We start from the raw sequence: 18,400 nt of genomic DNA on the forward strand, positions 1-18,400 counted from the left end.
TGCGCTCTGAGATCTATGCCTGGTGCCATTCGGTATTTGATGTGCCCACCCGATCACTACGAGGTGGACTATGTGATCAACCCCTGGATGGTGGGGAATGTTCACCGCTCTTCGCGAGAACGGGCGCTGCAGCAGTGGCAGGCTCTTTATCGGCATCTCTCGCAGCGGGCGGAGGTGAAGCTAATCCAGCCGGTGCCGGGATGGCCGGATATGGTGTTTACGGCGAATGCTGGGCTCATCCTGGGATCCAAGGTGGTGCTGAGCCGTTTTTATCACCCAGAGCGGCAGGGGGAACAGCCCCATTTCAAGGCTTGGTTTGAGGAACAGGGCTACACCGTCTATGAGCTGCCGCCAGCCCTGGCTTTTGAGGGGGCGGGAGATGCTCTGTTGGATCGGGCAGGGCGCTGGCTGTGGGCGGGCTACGGCTTTCGCTCCATGTTGGAGTCTCACCCCTACTTGGCCAAGTGGCTGGGGATCGAGGTGTTGTCTTTGCGGCTGGTGGACGAGCGGTTCTACCACCTAGACACCTGCTTTTGCCCCCTCTCCGAAGGCTATTTGCTCTATTACCCGCCGGCTTTTGATGCCTATTCCAACCGCTTGATCGAGATGCGGGTGCCCCCCGAAAAGCGGATCCCGGTTCAGGAGGCGGATGCCATTCACTTTGCCTGCAATGCCGTGGATGTGAACGGCACGATCTTGGTGAATCGGGTCAGCCCAGAGCTGGAAGCCGCCCTACAGGAGCGGGGATTTGCGGTGGTGCAGACGGAGCTGACGGAGTTCCTGAAAGCCGGTGGGGCGGCCAAGTGCTTGACATTGCGCCTCGACGAGACGGTGGCTCCCCAAACCGATCCAGTGGCCACGGTGCTCAGCCGGACGGTGACCCTCCAGGGACACTTGGTGGACAGCGATCTGCTCACCAGGGCCGTCGATTGCATTGTGGACAATGGCGGCAGCTTCCAGATCCTCAAGTTTCAGCTTGGGGAAAAACGGCAGAGCACTTCCACGGTGGAACTGGCCGTTTCCGCTCCCACCGAAGAGACCCTGGACACCATCCTCAGCGCCTTGATCGAGCAGGGGGCCCGTCTCTCGGAGGAAACCCAGCAAGACGCCCGTCTGGAGCGGGTGGAGAAGGCAGGGGTAGCTCCCGACGATTTTTATGTCACCACCATCTACCCCACGCAGGTGCGGGTGTCCGGCCAGTGGATCCCGGTGCAGCGGCAGCGCATGGATGGGGTGATCGTGGTCAAGGGATCCGATTGCAATGGCAAGACGGAGTTTTCAGCCTATTGCACCCTGATTCGAGATTTGCAGGTGGGGGATGCCGTGGTGTGTGGGGTGGAAGGGATCCGCACCGTGCGCCAGGCCAGCAAAGAGCGCTCTTCCCAGGAGTTTACCTTTATGGGATCGGGGGTCTCCAGCGAGCGGCGGGTGGAGATCCTGGTGGAGCAGATTGCCTGGGAGCTGCGGCAAATCAAGGAGCGGGGCGGCAAAACGGTGGTGGTGGCAGGGCCGGTGGTCATCCACACGGGCGGCGGATCCCACTTGGCTACCCTCATCCGCGAAGGCTATGTGCAGGCGCTGCTGGGGGGCAATGCCATTGCCGTTCACGATTTGGAGCAGAATCTCTACGGCACCTCGCTGGGGGTGGATCTGTCGCGGGGCACCCCGGTCAAGGGCGGCCACAAGCATCACCTCAAAACCATCAACCTCATCCGCAAGTACGGCAGTATCCGAGCTGCGGTGGAAGCGGGCGTGATTACCGGCGGGGTGTTCTACGAGTGTATTCGCGCTCAGGTGCCCTTCTCCCTGGCGGGATCCATCCGCGACGATGGGCCGCTGCCAGATACGGAGATGGATCTGATCAAGGCCCAACAGGATTATGCGCGGCTGCTGCAGGGGGCCGACATGGTGCTGATGCTCTCCAGCATGTTGCACTCCATTGGTGCCGGGAACATGACGCCTGCCGGGGTCAAGCTGATCTGCGTGGACATTAACCCGGCAGTGGTGACCAAGCTGGCCGATCGGGGATCCCTGGAGTCGGTGGGGATTGTTACCGATGTGGGCCTGTTCTTGAGTTTGTTGGTGCAGCAGTTGGCGCGTTTGGGGCAGGTGTATGAGCGCCCGCAACCTGCTCTTGCTGCCCGCTAGCCACCCCATCCATAAGCGCTGTTATCTTTTGGGATCCTTAAACTGGGATCCTCAAGCCTCAAAAGGGTATGCCTTTTATTAGCCTGTTGACGGATTTTGGCCTGCAGGATCCCTATGTGGGCATTATGAAAGGGGTGATTCATACCCTTTCCCCACAGGCTCAACTCATCGACCTCAGCCATGGGATCCCGCCTCAGGATGTGGCGGCGGCTCGCTTTGCCCTGATGACGGCCTACCCCTATCTGCCGTCGGGCACCATTCACCTGGCCGTTGTGGATCCGGGGGTGGGGAGTAGCCGCCGGGCGGTAGCCATCCAAACCGAGACGGGCTTTTTGGTCGGCCCTGACAACGGCCTGTTCAGCGGCGTTTTGGCCCAAACTCCGGCGCTGGCTGCTGTGGAACTCAACCGGCCCCGCTATTGGCGCACCCCCTCTCCCAGCCGCACCTTTCATGGGCGGGATATTTTTGCCCCGGTTGCCGCTCATCTGGCCAACGGGATCCCTTTGGCGGAGCTGGGGGATCCCCTAGACGTAGCAGAACTAACCCGCTGGGAGTGGCCGCCACCCCAGATGGAGACCAACGGCTGTCGCGGCCTGGTCCAGGCCATCGACCACTTCGGCAACGGCATCACCAACCTGCCCGGACAGTGGGTGGAAGGTCGAAGCTGGAGCGCCTGGATCAAAGGGATCCCCGTCCGCTCCGTGGCCACCTTTGCCGAGGGAAGCGAGGGCGAGCTGCTTGCCCTGGTGGGCAGCTCCGGCTGGGTGGAGATCGCGCAAAACCGGGGCAACGCCAGCCGCACCTTGGATTTCAAAGTAGGGGACGAGGTGCGCGTGCAGTGGGATAGCTAGCCGAACTCCCTCCCCCCTGCCCCCTCTCGCTTGGGGAGAAGGGAGACTAGGCAGGCTGGCTTTCCACCGTTAAAGTTTCCGGCTCAGCTGCGGAAGTTGAGGTTCCTATCTGAACTTTGACCGCCCGCACGGCATCGGCCTTGGGCAGGGTGAGGGTGAGAATGCCATCCCGGTAGATGGCCGAGACTTTTTCCGGCTGAATGCTTTTGGCTAGCTTGAGGGTGCGTTGAAAAGGCTGAGGCTCCACCTCTTGGTAGCGTAATTCAGCACCTTCAGGGCCTTGAAGCTGGATCTCACCGCTGATGGAGAGCTGCTGGGCTGTGGCCTCGATGTGGAAGCGTTCCCGATTGGCCCCCGGCGCCCACAACTGGACGATGTAGGCTTCGCCGCTCTCCCAAACCTGTAATGGCGTGGGGAAGAAAGTGCGAGGGTGCTCTCCAGAGCTCTGCTGCCTCGGGAAGTCAAGGGTGCTTTGCTGCACGCGCACATCGAGGATGGGGGTGAAGTAAACCAATTGCATAGCCGCTCCTTGGGTAGTAGGGTGGACAATTCTTGAAAAACGGGTCAACAGGGGTAACAACCGGATCCCACCGTTCTACAGAACTCCCCCCACGTCGGAAAAAGCTGTATTGAGACGAGATGGGATCCAAACCCCGTTCTGCTTCAATGATCCAAGACCGCTGTTGCCAGCAGGGAGGGCAAACCGATCCAGCTAGGGGAGGATCCCATCACCTTTCTCCAAAGTTCACTTTGGACAACCTCATCTAGAGCCAGCGGGATCCCTGTCGCAACCTTTTCTCTGCCGGTTCGATCGGCTTCTGCTGAGAATGCTGCCGCCAGACAGCTTGACAGAGGCATGGGCGTTAGGGCCGCGCGGTAACAGCCTGGATTCTCTAACAGTTCAGCACAGTTTATCAAAGTTTAAAAGTCTAACTCTAGCTTCAATTGAAGTTGTTTGGTTAGTCTCTCAGTTTGGTAGCAAGTTTTGAGAGAGACCTGACAGACAAGGCAGGCCGCCTCTAAGATGGCCTTCAAACCAGGACAGCTTGAGCAGTGGGATCCCATGTACGTGTATTGCCCAGAAGAAGTTTTGGAGGCAGGAGCGCCATACAACCTTGAGGAGCTGATAGAACGGCTGGAGCAGGGGGATCGCACCCTTTTAAGCCGGTTGTTCGACGTTCGCTACCCCTACTGGAAACGCAACCTCCGGCGCAACGTTCGCTTGGTGGCTGATCTGCGCTATCTGGGAGAGGTGCCGGTTTTGGTCTTGTTTGGCCTTTGGGGGAGAGGCAGCCACGAGTACCGAGAGTTCCTGGAGCGGCGGCAGGATCCCAGCTATCAAGAGCGGGTGAGGAACTGGGTGTCTGACGATCAGCTACAGGCATGGCTGGCACAAAGGCAAGCGGAAAATGAACAAGAAGAAGCGCGGCAAAACCAGCTCCTCCCTCTGCCCAACGAACTGTACGATTGGATACAGTTTTTAAATACTCCCAACCGCCAGGAGCGGCTTGTGTTGGAAAGCGGGGAATGGGTTCGGCAAGTGCAAGCCCTTTCTCTAGAACAGCGGCGCCAAGTGTATCGGGCGGTAGAGCAATTCATCATTGGCGATGAGAAAGGGAATCTCTACTGGAAACTACCACTGTTTTATCCAGAAACTGAGGTTAGGTGCTGGCGGGAAGGCTCGATACATCTGGCTATCAGCCTGGTGCAGGTATGTGAGCAGGAAAAAGTCTTATCTCCATTTTTAATTGGAGTTTACGACCACGCTCCGGAGCAGAGAGAGTGGTTTGACCTGGGGCGCCGAACTTGCCTATTTGGGAGTGGGGCCGATCAGCCGGATATTCTCCAACACCCACAATCTTTAGAGATTTGGAAGCGATATGCCCGCCGCGCCTACCCCGACTCCATGGTTGCAGATGAAAACGTCTGGCTGGAAATCCAGGAGACTACAGAGGGGAACTTAGCTTTGTCGATGGAGGAAGAAGAAATTCTCCAAAGCACCTCTATGCCTCTACTAATCAACGGGCGAGCTGGGAGCGGCAAATCTCTGATGTTGTATTACCGTTTTGCTGATTACTGCAGCCATTACCTGAAGGATTCAAGCAAAGGAAGCTTTCAGTACCGTCCTCTCTTTTTAACCTATAGCCCGAGTCTAGTACAGCAAGCCCGCAGCAAGGTAAGTACAATTTTGCGGGTCAACCATCGTTACCGAGAGAGAGGCAGTGACTTCTCAGAAGGGGAAATTGAGCGATGTCAAGCTTTCTTTAGCACCTTCCAGGACTACCTGTTAAGCTGCCTTCCACCAGAGAGACAAGAACGCTATCAACCGGAGCGATATGTCAATTTTTATCGATTCCGGAGCTGGTACCGCGGCCGCAGTGATGTAGAATTAGCTTGGCATACGATTCGTACTCTGATCAAGGGCTATGGAGTAAGCGACTACTTGGATCCAGATTGCTATCGGGAATTGCCTCAAGCCGACCGCACTGTAAATGTAGAAGTCTTTGATCGAATATACGAGCAAGTTTGGCCGGGTTATCAAGAACGAACTACCTACGGAAGCTACTGGGACGATCAAGATTTGGCTAGGGATGTGTTACAGAATGGTTTTCTTAGATCAATTCACCCAGTCATTTTCTGTGATGAGGTTCAAGACTTTACCCAGCTTGAACTGAATATTGTTTTCTGCTTGTCCCCCTGGGGAAAATATAAGTTGGATTGGGCTATCGAGCGTTTACCTTATGCTTTTGCTGGGGATCCTCTGCAAACTATCAATCCTACAGGATTTCGTTGGGGTGCCCTGAGGAGGTATCTCTACGAGCATATCCGTGCTTACTTGTTGCCCGGCCATTCTCTCGAGATTCCAAGTCCCCGGGAGTTAAAAAATAATTACCGCTGTAGCCCTCAGATTACTCGTTTTAGCAACCTTATCAACTTGTGGCGGCGAGTTCTTAGCAATGATCGGGGGATTTGCCCACAGCAGCCTTGGCGTTTTCAGGAACCGGGGAGGCCAGCTCAAAAGTTTGTACTGGATGGCCAAGACAAGAACTTAACTCAACATGAGCTGAGGAGTATGCTCAGGAACAGCACGGGTACAGTTTGCATCCTGCCTTGTTCTATAGGAGAGGAGCTGGACTACGTGCGCCAAGATCCCGACCTCCAGAGGGTTTTTGCCGAAGAGCTGGAGCAAAATCTCAAGCCGGCGCTGCTGCAGACTGTTACCGCTGTCAAGGGCATGGAGTTCAAAAAGATCATTCTCTACAAGTTTGGCGACTGCTATCGACAAAACTTTAGCCGAAGGCTTAACCACTACGCTCAAGAAGCTGCAGAGAAGGTATCCCTGCAACTACATTATTTTCTCAACCAGCTATACGTTGGTATTACCCGCCCCATCGAAGCCTTAGCTGTTGTGGATACTGCAGCCGGCTGGCGGGAATTCTGGGATCCTGCCTTGGAGATTGACTTTTGGCTCAATCACTCTCATTTGCAGCCCGATCGATCCCAATGGCAAACGCATCCGCCTGTACTGGCCGGCTTCGCTCAAGGCACTGGCATCCAATACTGGACGGGTAAAAACTTACAGGATGTGCTGGACTTGGCTCTTGGGTTTCTTAGGCAAGGGGTAGAGGAGGGAAATCCTGAGCTCTTGGAAGATGCGCGCGCCTTTGCTCGGCAGGCAGGCAACCAGAAATTAGAACAGGAATGCCAAGCTTGGATCCTCAAGCTGCAGAGGGATTACGTTTCTGCAGGCCGTCAGTTTTTAAGCTTGGAAAGATCCGCCCTACCCAATAGAAATCTCATCCGAGAAGCCTGGGAGTGCTTTTGGAAGGCAAAAGCTTGGTCAGAGTTGCAGCAGCATCGTTCTACTCACTTTGCCAGGTGCTCCGAGATCCCTAACTACGGTCCTCTGGTGGATTTGATGGTGGTAACCCAAAGCAGCTCTGCCAAGTCCATGGAGCGCTTTCGACAGATAGTTCGAGTGCGAGATTGGTTGAGCGTTGAGGTCAGCCCGAAGCATTCGGATCTGACTTGGAAGGTTTGTGTGGAGAAGTTTTTGGCGGAGCTGGAGGAAGTTTTCGATAACCTAGGGACTTTTTGTCCTAAGCCGGAGGATCGTGAACTTTTTTGGCAAGAGACTCTTGAGGCTTTGAGGGAGCGTTTGGCCTTTCTTGGTCAGCGGCAGCCGTTCGCAGGGCAATATCACAAGATTCTCGGCATCTGTTATTTCCAGCAACAAAAACTTGAGGAGGCAGTTGCCATTTGGGATCAAGGTGGCCAAACGGAGCATTCCCGCTACTACCGAGCCAAGATCCAATTGGAGAAGCCGCCTGGCCAGGTGAGGTGGCTATCCAAAGACCGGCAGGACGCAGCAGTGGTGAGCAAATGGCAGGAGGCGGGACGTCCCCTCGCGGGCGAGTGGGAGGAGTACATCAACGACGTCATTCTCAGCCTGGAGCGCTTGAAAGAGTGGCCGCTGCTGCTGCGAATCCTGATCCGGCGCCGCGAGTGGTGCAGGCTTTGGGAAGTGGTTCAGGCCCACCCACAGGCGTGGCAGCGCGGACATGACTACGAGTTGGTGGCCAGCATGGCTCGAGACATGGAAACCAACTGGGATGAGCTGAGGTGGAAGCTCCCTGGACTGCGGGATTTTCTGCAGGAAGTGGTAAGCAGTGTGCGCGGGGAGCACGCTTGGTGGCTGCAGCCGCTGGAGGTGGGCCTAGCCTACGAGCGACTGGGCTGCTACCGAGATGCGCTCAGGTTTTATGAGCGCTTTGCTGAAAACAGAATCGGTAGAATCCCAAGATGGCAACGCTCTCAGATTCGGCAGCGCTGGCTTTTGGTTCACAAGAAGTACAGAGATTCTCTGCAGGCGGAGGGACGACCGACCGATCTTTTGGCGGAGGAGTTTAGCCGCGCTCAAGAGCGCTGGCGTGAGCAACTGCCCCAGGCAGAGCCCGAGCTGGAGGAATGGGATCCCTGGCCACATGACTTCGTGGAGCACCCCAGCCCTGTTCAAAGTTGGCTGCTGCAGCGGGAGCAAACTGAAGCTCAGAGACTGCAAGTGGCAATCCGCGAGGAACTGAAGCGGCTCAACGAGAGGCAGCTCCAGCAAGTTCATAGCCTGATTCAGCGATTGCTCGGCCCAGGTTGAGAAGGAGTTGGAAGTAGAGCCAACTACCGCAAGATCTGCCGCAGCCGCTCCAGGGCGCGTTGGTTTTCTTCAGGGGTGCCCACCGTTAGGCGCAGCCCGCCGCCGGTACAGCGCACACAAGTTCCCAGCTCTTGCCAGGCCCGCTGCAGATCCTGGGGATCCCATCCTGCCACCCGGAAGTAGAGAAAATTGGCCTGGCTGGGCCACACCCGCACCCCCGGCAGTTCCTGCAGGGCTTGGTAGAGGGCATCTCGTTCCTGACGGATGAGGGGTAGGTCGGCCAAAAACTCCTCGGCATGTTCCAGGGCGATCTGAACGGCCCACTGGGAGATGGCCGAGAGATTGTAGGGCAGGCGGATGGAGTCCAGCACCTGGATAAGCTGCGGATGGCCGATGGCATAGCCCACCCGGTGAGCTGCCAGGCGAAAGGCTTTGGAGAAGGTGCGCAAGATAACCCAGTTGGGGTGCTCCGCCAGCTTGGGCAGGGCTGTGTGCCGGCTGAACTCAAAATAGGCCTCATCCAAAATCACCAGAATCTCTTCGGGCAGCCCTTCCACCCACTCCCACTCTGCAGCCGTCAGGCCATTCCCCGTCGGCGAGTTGGGATCCACCAGGCACACCACCCGAATCGGATGCTCCCTCAAGGCCTGTTGACATCGCTCTAGATCCAGAGCAAACGTCTCCGGGTCGCGGGGAACCCGCACCACCGGGATCCCCAGGCTCTGGGCCAGGATGGCGTACATGGAGAAGGTGGGCTCTGCCACCAAAATGCCGCCCCGCCCGCCCAGACAGGTGGCAATCAGCAGGGAGCGGATCAGCTCATCCGACCCATTGCCCAGGCTGATCTGCTCTGGCTCCGCTCCGGCATAGGCGGCGATGGCCTGCTTCAGGCCCCGGTGGTGGGCATCGGGATAGCGGTTGCTGGGGATCCCCTTTTCCCAAAGGAGGGAGAGCTTCTGCTTAAAGCCCGCCGGCCAATCGAGGGGGAACTCATTGGCATCCAGCTTGTCGGCAGCCGGGGCTGGCACAGCGTCGTAGGGCTTGAGGTAGAGCAAGTCGGGGCGCAGATACTGCAGAGCACACATCTTCCTGACGGGGAGAAGTAGCTATTATATCAGGACCAACCCGACCACTTATTCTTTTGTCAGGGATCCCTGCTGACGTAGCGCCTCAAAAAGGGCAATCGCTACGGCATTGCTGAGGTTCAGGCTGCGCACCGGCCCCCGCAGTGGGATGCGCACGCTGGGATAGGTTTCCAAAAACATGGGATCCAACCCCCGGCTTTCGCTGCCGAACACCAACCAGTCTCCCGGCTGATAGGTTACTTCCGTATAGAGGGCTTTGCCGCGCACACTAAAACACCAGAACCGGGCCTCAGGGTGGGCCTGCACCAGAGCAGACCAAGAGGGGTAGCGATACAGTTGGACGTGCTGCCAATAGTCCAGCCCCGCCCGCTTGAGGTAGCGATCCGAAAGGCGAAACCCCAGAGGATCCACCAGATGGAGAGGCGTATCGGTGGCTGCACAGGTGCGGGCGATATTCCCCGTGTTGGCCGGGATCTCTGGGGCAACCAAAACAACGTGGAAGGGCATAATCCTATCCTACTTGCCCCCAAATCCGCGGTTGCCGCCCCCTTTTTTACCCCCACCTTTGCCCGGTTTGCGGCTGGGCTGTTGCCGAGAGGGAGAGGCCGTTGAACGTCCGCGCCAACTGGGATCCCCGCCGGGAAGAGAGGTACGCCCACCCCCCCAACCCATACCGGGAAAACCGCCACCCATGCCCATGTTGCGCATCATGTCGCGCATGCGTTGAAAATCACTGACCAGTCGGCTGACATCCTCCAGCTTGTGGCCAGATCCGCGGGCCACCCGTCGTTTGCGGCTGACGCTGCGGGCCAACAGATCCGGGTTGCGCCGCTCTTCGGGGGTCATGGAGTTGATCATGGCTTCGGCGCGGGCCAGTTGGTCTTGTCCCTTTTGCAGTTGTTCCTCGCTGATTTTGCCCATCCCCGGCATCAGTCTCAGCAGCCCTGCCAAGGATCCCATGCGTTTAATTAGGCGCATCTGCTTGAGGAAATCGGTGAAATCAAACTGGGCGGTCATCATCTTCTCCGCCATGCTGGCGGCATCTCCCAGGTCGATTTCCTCTTGAGCTTTTTCCACCAAGCTGAGGATATCCCCCATCCCCAGAATGCGGGAGGCCATGCGATCTGGGTAAAAGGGATCCAGCGCTTCCACCTTTTCGCCAACACCGATGAACTTGATGGGCTGACCGGACACTTGGCGAATGGAAAGGGCGGCCCCACCGCGGGTGTCCCCATCCAGCTTGGTGAGAATGGCGCCGGTAATGCCCAAGCGCTCGTGGAAGGCTCGGGTAAGGCTGGCTGCCTCTTGGCCGATCATGGCATCCACCACCAGCAGGATCTCGTGGGGCTGCACCGCCGCCTTGATCCGCTCCAGCTCCGCCATCATCTCCAGGTCAATCTGCAAACGACCGGCAGTGTCCAAAATCACGTAGTCGTAGCCCTGCTGTCGGGCCGCCTCCACCCCTTGCCGGGCGATCTCGACGGGATCTGCTTTGCCCAGGTCGAAAACGGGGATCTGAATTTGCTGGCCCAGCGTCTTGAGCTGGTCGATGGCCGCCGGACGGTAGATGTCTCCGGCCACCATGAGAGACTTCTTGCCCTGCTTGCGCAAATACAGAGCCAACTTGGCGCAGGTGGTGGTTTTCCCGGATCCCTGCAAACCGGCCATGAGGACAATGGTGGGAGGCTGCTCCGCTTGGGCAATGGGCACGTTGGCTTCCCCCATCACTTTCACCAGCTCGTCGTGGACGATCTTGATGAACTGCTGATCCGGCGTCACCCCCAGGATGACCTCGGATCCCAGGGCAGCTTCCCGCACATCCTCGATGAACTGCTTCACCACCTGCAAGTTGACATCCGCATCCAGCAGGGCTCGCCGCACCTCCCGCAGAGCTTCTTGAATGTTGGTTTCGGTGATCTTGTCCTGGCCGCGCAGCTTTCTCCAGGCCAATTCCAACTTCTCGGAGAGGGCATCAAACATGGGTGCTGTCTATCCTGTCAGGCGCTTCGGGGGCATTTCCTACCATAGTCGAATCGGGGCGACTCCATCTTGGGGATCCCAACCAAGGTGGCTATCCCGGCCCAGAAAAACTGGCGACTTCACAAAAGTTTAAGCAACAATAGAGGGCGTTGCATGCAGATCTTCCATGGTCAGCGTCGCTTCCCTTCCCTACAGCACCACCGACTGGCAATTGGGCTATCGCTCCCTATCCCAGGAGTACGACTATTGGATTACGGAGATCGAAGGACGGATCCCGGCAGGGTTGCGGGGAACCCTGTTTCGCAACGGCCCGGGCAAGCTGGAGGTGGGATCCCAGCGCTACGGACACCCGTTCGATGGCGATGGCATGGTCTGCGCCATCACCTTTGTGGAGGGGAAGGTTCATTTTCGCAACCGGTTTGTGCGCACCCGCGAGTTTGAAGCAGAGGAAAAAGCCGGTCGGGTGCTTTACCGAGGGGTGTTTGGCACCCAAAAGCCGGGCGGCTGGTGGAGCAACTTTCTCGACTTGCGGTTTAAAAATCCCGCCAACACCAATGTCATCTACCAGGGAGACAAGCTGCTGGCCCTGTGGGAGGCCAGTGCCCCTTACCGGCTGAACCCGGCCACCTTGGCCACCGAGGGGATCGAAACGTTTGCAGGAGGGATCTCGGCCAGCCAGCCTTTCACTGCCCATCCCCGGCGGGATCCCCACACGGGAGATCTCATTGCTTTTGGGGTGCGGGCTGCCCAGAACTCCACGTTGCTGTTTTACCGTCTGGACTCGCGCGGGCGCTTGGTGGAAAAGCGGGATTACCGCCTGCCCGGTTTTGCCTTCCTGCACGATTTTGTCTGGACACCCCGCTACCGTATCTTTTTCCAAAATCCCTTGGCTTTCAACCCCCTGCCGTTTGTGTTGGGCTGGCAACCGGCGGGCACCTGTTTGACCTTGAAACCGGGGGAGCCGACCCGCATCTGGCTCTTTCCCCAGGGCGATAAGCCGCTGCAACTGGAAGCGGAGCCGGGGTTTGTTTTCCATTTTGTCAACGGCTACGAAGTCGGGGATCAGGTGGTGGTGGATGCCGTCCTCTATGAGAACTACCCTGCCCTGGAGCCGGATGCCGATTACCTGCAGATTGACTTTGCCCAGATTCCGGCGGGCAAGCTGTGGCGGTTCTATCTGGATCCCAAGGGGGGCAGCGTGAAGCGGGAACTGCTGCTGGATCGCTCGGTGGAGTTTCCGGCCATCCACCCGGCTCGAATGGGGGGATCCCACCGCTACATCTACATCGGGGCCACCCATGCCCCCGGCCCCAATGCTCCCCTACAGGCCATCCTCAAGCTGGATACCGCCACAGGCCGCACGCAGCAGTACAGCTTTGCCCCCCGCGGCTTTGTGGGAGAACCGGTGTTCATCCCCGATCCAGAAGGTCAGGGCGAAGAGGCAGGGTGGATCGTGACGGTGGTTTTTGATGCGGCCAGCCAGCGCTCTCAAGTGGTGATCCTAGAAGCAGCCGACCTGACAGCCGGCCCCGTCGCGCGGATCCCATTGCGGCACCACATTCCCTATGGCCTACACGGCAGCTTCACTCCGCAGGTGTGGGCAACGCCCGCCTAAACGGTGAACCCCAGGAATGGCTAATGGATCCCATCGGCTCGGGAAAGATCATGCGCCCCAGCCTTTGCGGGAGCCCTGGGGATCGGCCAGTTGGATCCCGGCTGTGCAAAAACACCTCCAGTCAGCGTTGCTGGAAAAAACTACAGATACTCATCAATATCAATGGCCCTGTCTGGGGAATAGACATCCTGCAGCCTGAGAACCATTCCCTTGGAACAGTTGCTACCATTGGCTACAGGTCGGCTACAGTGTTGACAACTGCTGGCTCCCCAGTTCCCGACGAGGGCACCTGCTGGGAGTTTGTCAATGGAAGCAGGATGGAAAGACGCTGTTGGGCGTTGTTAGGCTAGTGAATGGTGTGTTGAGCAGGTCTTGGGTCAAGAGCAAAGTTATGGCCTGTTTTTGCAACGGTAAATGTCTGCCGCCGAGCATTCTGAATTGACAGCAACGGAACCGTCACAATGTCCTCCGATCTGAGACCTCCCTTTCGACCTGTACGGCCCCCCAGACCCAGCTCAACCGGCGAGGCCAAGGGATCCCTGTCGTCGGCAAAAGCTCAGGATCCTGGTGCTGCTCGCGACAGCGGGACGGAGTCCTTGCAGCCCGTTGTCAGCACCACCGCTACCTTGGGGGAAAAGAAAGCGGCAGAAAGAGAGCGAGTCTGTTTGGAACCCATCCCCCCGCCTGGGGAGAAGATGCAATACCGAGCCATCGGCCTCATCGAAGGGCAATACATCCCCTCCCCAGAGCACTTTACCCGCGGGATTTTGCGCACCTCGGATGGCTTGGATCTGAATGCCGTATTGCTGGGCCGGGTGATGAGCCTGGTACGCAAGCATCTACGGCCGGAACGCAACTATCTGTGGGTGGTTTATCCTCGCACCCGCGACAAAACCGAAGATCTGCACGTGCAGTTGCTGGGGGTGTGGGCCCCAGAAGAAATGGGGCGAACTCTCCCCGAGGGATCCCGTCCAACAGTGGTGCCGGATTGGTTTTCCATCCGGGGCGAGGTCGTTTTTCAATCCCAGGAGAAAGGGTTCATCATCGTCAAGATCCGTCAATCGGGCAAAAAAGCTTCTGCCAACTCCCCCGCTCAGCGAGTCCAGAAGGATGGAACTGCAGCCTCCAAGCCCCAAGCCTTTAAATTGCGCCTGATCGGATCCCTGCCGGGCAAAGGGGTAGGCAATTTCTGGGATCTGCAGGTGCGCCGCCGTGGATCCCTGCTCTATGTGGAGGCGGGCACTCCCATCGGCCCTGTGCTCAAAACGCCGCCGCGCCCACGCCTGAAGCGTTCCCCCCCCCAACCCAAAGCCAGGAAGAGTTCCACCCCCTCGACACGTGGGGAAGCGTCTATTCAAGAGCCGTTTTATCCTCTGCGAGATCCCACAAAAGTACCCAAGCCGGTTAAGAGAAAACGCCCATAAACTGGGCTAGTAGATCCTGCTTTAATGGAGCTTTTCATGTTGACCTTCTTGTTGTGAACCATTCTTTTACCCTGGTTAGGCCGTGGCAGAACCAACTCCTCCCAACAAACCTCCCAACAAAGATGAATTCATTTCGCCTCGCTATCCCTACTGGGGCGAAGTGAAGCCGCAGAACCTAGTTTTTGATGCCAACCTGCAGGAATTTAGCAATAAAGTGTCCTTGATTTGTAGCTTGGAAACCGGGGGCAAAATTACCCCGGAAGAAGCCTACCGGCAAATCAAAGAGCTGTGGAAACAACTCAAGCAGACCAAAAAAGCCATCTTGGACGATCCCCAGTGGAAGGAGTCTCCCCCCGACTTGCCGGAAGAGTAGCCGGCTGGATCCTGGCTAACCGCAAACGGTGTACACTGGGCGCGGATGCCGGGCTTGGTCAGGGAAGATGAGGACTTTTCCTTCTCCGGAGGCGCTGCGTCGGCTGCCAGCGGGGGCTGCCGATGGGGCCATCATTCTGGGCACGTTGGTTCTCCTGGCCTTGGTGGCGCAGGTGGGGGTAGGGGCTTTTGAGCGGTTTCAGCCCCCGGCGGTGGTGCCCCGGATCGACTTGGATCCGCGCAACCTGCCCTACTACGCGGCCCGCTCCACCTTGCGCATGTTCATTGCCTTGGCCTTTTCCACCCTTTTTACCTTGATCTATGGCTACATTGCTGCCAAAAGCCGCTGGGCCGAGCGAATTTTGATCCCCCTGTTGGATATCTTGCAATCGGTGCCGGTGTTGGGGTTTCTCTCCATTACCGTCACCGGCTTTATTGCCCTTTTTCCCGGCAGCTTGCTGGGGTTAGAGGCGGCTTCTATCTTTGCCATCTTCACCAGCCAAGTCTGGAACATGACCTTTTCCTTCTACCAATCCTTGCGCACGCTGCCTCAAGAGTTGGTGGAAGCGGCTACCTTGTATCGCCTGTCGGGGTGGCAGCGCTTTACCCAGTTGGAAGTGCCGGCGGCAATGGTGGGCCTCATCTGGAACGCCATGATGAGCTTTGGCGGAGGGTGGTTCTTTGTGGCAGCCAGCGAAGCCATCAGCGTGCTCAACCAGGAATACACGCTGCCGGGCCTGGGATCCTATGTGGAAGCGGCCGTCCAGGCGGAGGATCTGCCCAAGCTGGGCTGGGCGCTCCTGACCATGGCCGGGGTGATCCTGCTGGTGGATCAGCTCTTCTGGCGACCTTTGGTGGCTTGGTCGGATAAGTTTCGCCTGGAACAGAGCAGCGGGGCTGCCGCCCCCGAATCCTGGCTGTACGATCTGCTGACCACGGCGCGGATCCCGCGGCTGATCGGCAGTTGGCTGTCCCCCTTGGCAGAGTTGGTGGATCGGCTGTTGTCCCACTTAACTCGCCCCCGTTGGGTGGATCCCCTTAGTCCTGAGGTCGAGCGACGCCGCGAGCGGCTGCTAACCCAGCTTTCCTGGGCAGCTATTGGCGGCATTGGGATTTGGATTGTTTATTTTGTGGCTACCACTGTGGGCTTTGGAGAGGTGATGCTGACCTTCGGGCTAGGGATCCTCACCCTGCTGCGGGTTAGCGTGTTGCTGGTGTTCGCCACGGTGATCTGGACTCCCATTGGGGTGGCCATTGGCTTTAATCCAAAACTGGCGAAACTGCTGCAGCCGGTGGTGCAATTCCTGGCAGCTTTCCCGGCCAATTTCCTTTTTCCCTTTGCCACGTTGTTTTTTATCCGCGCCCAGATCAGCATTGAGTGGGGCAGCATTTTGCTCATGTCGTTGGGGGCACAGTGGTACATCCTTTTCAACTCCATTGCCGGCGCCCAGAGCATCCCCACGGACTTGCGAGAAATGGCTGTGGATGTGGGCTTACGAGGATGGCAGCGCTGGCGAAAGCTGATCATTCCAGGGATCTTTTCCGCCTGGGTCACCGGGGGAGTCACGGCCAGCGGCGGCGCTTGGAACGCCAGCATTGTCTCGGAGATTGTGGCCTGGGGATCCACCACCCTGACGGCTACGGGGTTGGGCACCTACATTGCTGAGGCAACGGCGGTGGGAGACTGGCCCCGCATTACCTTGGGCATTGGCATGATGAGCTTGTTTGTGGTGGGCCTTAACCGTCTGTTCTGGCGACGGCTGTATCAGTTGGCGGAAGAAAAGTATCACCTTTAGTCTTTTCAATTTCTGAGGCAATATGAGCTCTGCAGCTTCCCCCGTTTTGATCGAGGTCGAGAAAGTCTACAAGCGCTTTCCTTTGCCAGAGGGCAAGGGGGAGTTTACCGTTTTAAGCCAGATTGACCTGCAGGTGCGGGCTGGGGAAGTCTTGGCTCTGCTGGGCCGTAGCGGCAGCGGCAAAAGCACCCTTCTGCGCATCATGGCGGGCCTGATCCCCCCCAGTCAAGGGCGGGTGCTGAGCAACGGCCAGCCTCTACGCGGGCCTAACCCCGATGTGGCGATGGTGTTTCAGAGCTTTGCTCTCCTACCCTGGCTGACCGTGCAAGAAAATGTGGAGCTGGGGCTGCAAGCCCGAGGGATCCCCCGCGAGATCCGCCGGCAAAAGGCCCTGAAGGCCATTGACTTGGTGGGCTTGGATGGGTTTGAGAACGCTTACCCCAAGGAGCTTTCGGGGGGGATGAAGCAGCGGGTGGGCTTTGCCCGCGCCTTTGTCCTAGAGCCCAAGGTGCTGTTTATGGATGAGCCTTTTAGCGCTTTGGACGTGCTGACGGCGGAAAACCTGCGGGGGGAAATTGATGAGCTGTGGAATGCGCAAGCCTTCCCTTCCCAAAGCATCCTTATCGTTACCCACAACATCGAAGAGGCGGTGTTTTTAGCGGATCGGGTGGTGATTCTGGGATCCAACCCAGGGCGGATCCGGGGGGAGGTGAGAATTGACCTGCCGCGGCCCCACGAGCGCACGGATCCCCGCTTTAAGTCCTTGGTGGACTACATCTACGAGATCATGACCAACCCCGAAATTGCTGTTACCGGAGAGGTGGCTCTGCCTGCGCTGGCTGGTGATAAGGCCACTTCCCCCTATGCCTTGCCTCTGCCCCATGCGCGGGTGGGCGGGATCAGCGGTCTGCTGGAGTTGATCGTGGAGTGGCCGCAAGGGCGGGCGGAGATTGCCGATTTGGCCGAGCGGCTGCAACTGGCCGTGGACGATCTGCTGCCGATTTTGGATGCGGCGGTGCTGTTGGGCTTTGCCGAGGTGGCCAGCGGGGTGGTGCAACTGACCGAAATTGGCCAGGACTTTGCCAACACCACCATCCTGCGCAGCAAGGATCTCTTCCGACAACAGCTATTGGCACGGGTTCCCGTGTTCCGCAGCATCTTGCAGACTCTGGAAGAAAAAGGCAGCCGCTCCATGCGAGCGGACTTCTTCTTGGATCTTTGGGACGAACACTTCCCCCACGCTGAAGCCGAACGGCAGTTTGCCACCGCCATTGACTGGGGACGCTATGCGGAGCTATTTGAGTATGACGCCTCGGAAGAACGTCTCTATCTGCCCGAGCCAAGCGAGAGCTCCACTGCTCAAAAGCCTGTCGGTCTCAACTCTCGTTCCGACTGAAGCGCATCTGGCTCTGCCTTTTTCAAAGCTGCATCGTGGAGCGGAGGTATGGCGCCAATTCCAGAAAGTCCCAAAATCTACCACATTACCCATGTAGACAACTTGCAAGGGATTTTGACATACCCCCCTGCCTAAAGGCAGGGGATTCTTGTTACTGGTTCTGCGACAGCACTTACTTCATCCGGTTGCCCCTCAAAAGCAGCGGTGCTTATCTCCCCAGTCGTTCCCCCAAGCGGGGCAGTTCCCTTTTGCCCAAAGGTACTGTTTTGCCACTCCATTCCCAAGATGCTTAGTCCCTTCTTCAGGATGTTCAGAGCTGCGTTCTGGTCCCTGTCCAGCTCAAACCCACACTTAGGACAGACATGAGTTCTTGTGGATAGGGTCTTTACTACCCTATGCCCACAGTTACTACAGTCCTGCGTGGTGTACTGCGGTGGTACAGCTACCACCGCTTTATCCCACACCTTGCCGTAGTAGTCTAACCACTGGGTGAATAGGGACCAACTAGGTTGTGTTGATCTTTCATTTGAGCCAAAAGAGAGCACTGACGAGATAGAGAAAACTCAAGAAGTTCCTGGCCA

The 18,400-nt window shown here is 57.7% G+C and carries 13 protein-coding genes; 8 read left to right on the forward strand and 5 right to left on the reverse strand.

What is annotated here, in order from left to right; genetic code table 11:
• The first annotated feature begins 15 nt into the window (after nt 1–15).
• Together NW842_RS05580 and NW842_RS05585 are read left to right on the forward strand one after the other, a co-directional pair.
• Nucleotides 16–2,148, forward strand: a complete 2,133-nt coding sequence (locus NW842_RS05580; RefSeq protein ID WP_414417631.1) for a TIGR00300 family protein — start codon at nt 16–18, stop codon at nt 2,146–2,148.
• Between the two features lie 68 nt (nt 2,149–2,216).
• A complete protein-coding gene (locus tag NW842_RS05585; RefSeq protein WP_414417632.1) occupies nt 2,217–2,999 on the forward strand; it encodes an S-adenosyl-l-methionine hydroxide adenosyltransferase family protein in 783 nt (260 codons plus the stop codon).
• Nucleotides 3,000–3,045: 46 nt separating this feature from the next.
• Here the strand turns inward: NW842_RS05585 and NW842_RS05590 are convergent, their stop codons facing one another.
• Nucleotides 3,046–3,519, reverse strand: coding sequence for an Hsp20/alpha crystallin family protein (locus NW842_RS05590; protein ID WP_011430710.1), 474 nt, complete (start codon nt 3,517–3,519; stop codon nt 3,046–3,048).
• A gap of 504 nt (nt 3,520–4,023) precedes the next feature.
• Between NW842_RS05590 and NW842_RS05595 the strand changes: the two genes are divergently transcribed.
• On the forward strand, nt 4,024–8,151 hold the full coding sequence (locus NW842_RS05595) for a hypothetical protein (RefSeq protein WP_414417633.1): 4,128 nt from the start codon (nt 4,024–4,026) through the stop codon (nt 8,149–8,151).
• A gap of 23 nt (nt 8,152–8,174) precedes the next feature.
• Here NW842_RS05595 and NW842_RS05600 read toward each other — a convergent pair whose 3' ends face one another.
• From NW842_RS05600 to ffh, 3 genes are read right to left on the reverse strand one after another with little or no spacing between them, the layout of a single operon-like run.
• Entirely contained in the window at nt 8,175–9,236 is a 1,062-nt protein-coding gene (locus NW842_RS05600) for a histidinol-phosphate transaminase (protein WP_414417634.1), read from the reverse strand.
• A gap of 48 nt (nt 9,237–9,284) precedes the next feature.
• On the reverse strand, nt 9,285–9,743 hold the full coding sequence (locus NW842_RS05605) for a tRNA (cytidine(34)-2'-O)-methyltransferase (RefSeq protein ID WP_414342486.1): 459 nt from the start codon (nt 9,741–9,743) through the stop codon (nt 9,285–9,287).
• Nucleotides 9,744–9,752: 9 nt separating this feature from the next.
• A complete protein-coding gene (ffh, locus tag NW842_RS05610) occupies nt 9,753–11,216 on the reverse strand; it encodes a signal recognition particle protein (protein WP_414398875.1) in 1,464 nt (487 codons plus the stop codon).
• A 166-nt stretch (nt 11,217–11,382) separates the two neighbouring features.
• Here ffh and NW842_RS05615 point away from each other — a divergent pair, with 166 nt between their 5' ends.
• From NW842_RS05615 to NW842_RS05635, 5 genes are all read left to right on the forward strand, one after another.
• Nucleotides 11,383–12,831, forward strand: a complete 1,449-nt coding sequence (locus NW842_RS05615) for a carotenoid oxygenase family protein (RefSeq protein ID WP_414417635.1) — start codon at nt 11,383–11,385, stop codon at nt 12,829–12,831.
• A gap of 461 nt (nt 12,832–13,292) precedes the next feature.
• Nucleotides 13,293–14,255 (forward strand): hypothetical protein, encoded by a 963-nt coding sequence (locus tag NW842_RS05620; protein WP_414417636.1) that lies wholly within the window; start codon nt 13,293–13,295, stop codon nt 14,253–14,255.
• An 82-nt stretch (nt 14,256–14,337) separates the two neighbouring features.
• Nucleotides 14,338–14,628 (forward strand): hypothetical protein, encoded by a 291-nt coding sequence (locus NW842_RS05625; RefSeq protein ID WP_414331448.1) that lies wholly within the window; start codon nt 14,338–14,340, stop codon nt 14,626–14,628.
• Nucleotides 14,629–14,695: 67 nt separating this feature from the next.
• Complete coding sequence (locus NW842_RS05630) at nt 14,696–16,423, forward strand: ABC transporter permease (protein ID WP_414417637.1); 1,728 nt, start codon at nt 14,696–14,698, stop codon at nt 16,421–16,423.
• A gap of 22 nt (nt 16,424–16,445) precedes the next feature.
• A complete protein-coding gene (locus NW842_RS05635; RefSeq protein WP_414331442.1) occupies nt 16,446–17,819 on the forward strand; it encodes a nitrate/sulfonate/bicarbonate ABC transporter ATP-binding protein in 1,374 nt (457 codons plus the stop codon).
• A 131-nt stretch (nt 17,820–17,950) separates the two neighbouring features.
• On the opposite strand, the gene NW842_RS05640 is transcribed toward NW842_RS05635, so the two are convergent.
• On the reverse strand, nt 17,951–18,364 hold the full coding sequence (locus NW842_RS05640; protein WP_414417638.1) for an RNA-guided endonuclease InsQ/TnpB family protein: 414 nt from the start codon (nt 18,362–18,364) through the stop codon (nt 17,951–17,953).
• Between the last annotated feature and the right edge of the window lie 36 nt (nt 18,365–18,400).

The organism is Synechococcus sp. R55.4, from assembly GCF_047461935.1.
GTDB lineage: Bacteria > Cyanobacteriota > Cyanobacteriia > Thermostichales > Thermostichaceae > Thermostichus.

What these genes read in the sequence shown, in the direction of transcription:
- NW842_RS05600 (WP_414417634.1), bottom strand. Translation starts at nt 9,236, where the DNA reads ATGTGTGCTCTGCAGTATCTGCGCCCCGACTTGCTCTACCTCAAGCCC.
- NW842_RS05620 (WP_414417636.1), top strand. Translation starts at nt 13,293, where the DNA reads ATGTCCTCCGATCTGAGACCTCCCTTTCGACCTGTACGGCCCCCCAGA.
- NW842_RS05635 (WP_414331442.1), top strand. Translation starts at nt 16,446, where the DNA reads ATGAGCTCTGCAGCTTCCCCCGTTTTGATCGAGGTCGAGAAAGTCTAC.
- NW842_RS05630 (WP_414417637.1), top strand. Translation starts at nt 14,696, where the DNA reads ATGAGGACTTTTCCTTCTCCGGAGGCGCTGCGTCGGCTGCCAGCGGGG.
- NW842_RS05605 (WP_414342486.1), bottom strand. Translation starts at nt 9,743, where the DNA reads ATGCCCTTCCACGTTGTTTTGGTTGCCCCAGAGATCCCGGCCAACACG.
- NW842_RS05585 (WP_414417632.1), top strand. Translation starts at nt 2,217, where the DNA reads ATGCCTTTTATTAGCCTGTTGACGGATTTTGGCCTGCAGGATCCCTAT.
- NW842_RS05615 (WP_414417635.1), top strand. Translation starts at nt 11,383, where the DNA reads ATGGTCAGCGTCGCTTCCCTTCCCTACAGCACCACCGACTGGCAATTG.
- NW842_RS05590 (WP_011430710.1), bottom strand. Translation starts at nt 3,519, where the DNA reads ATGCAATTGGTTTACTTCACCCCCATCCTCGATGTGCGCGTGCAGCAA.
- NW842_RS05580 (WP_414417631.1), top strand. Translation starts at nt 16, where the DNA reads ATGCCTGGTGCCATTCGGTATTTGATGTGCCCACCCGATCACTACGAG.
- ffh (WP_414398875.1), bottom strand. Translation starts at nt 11,216, where the DNA reads ATGTTTGATGCCCTCTCCGAGAAGTTGGAATTGGCCTGGAGAAAGCTG.
- NW842_RS05595 (WP_414417633.1), top strand. Translation starts at nt 4,024, where the DNA reads ATGGCCTTCAAACCAGGACAGCTTGAGCAGTGGGATCCCATGTACGTG.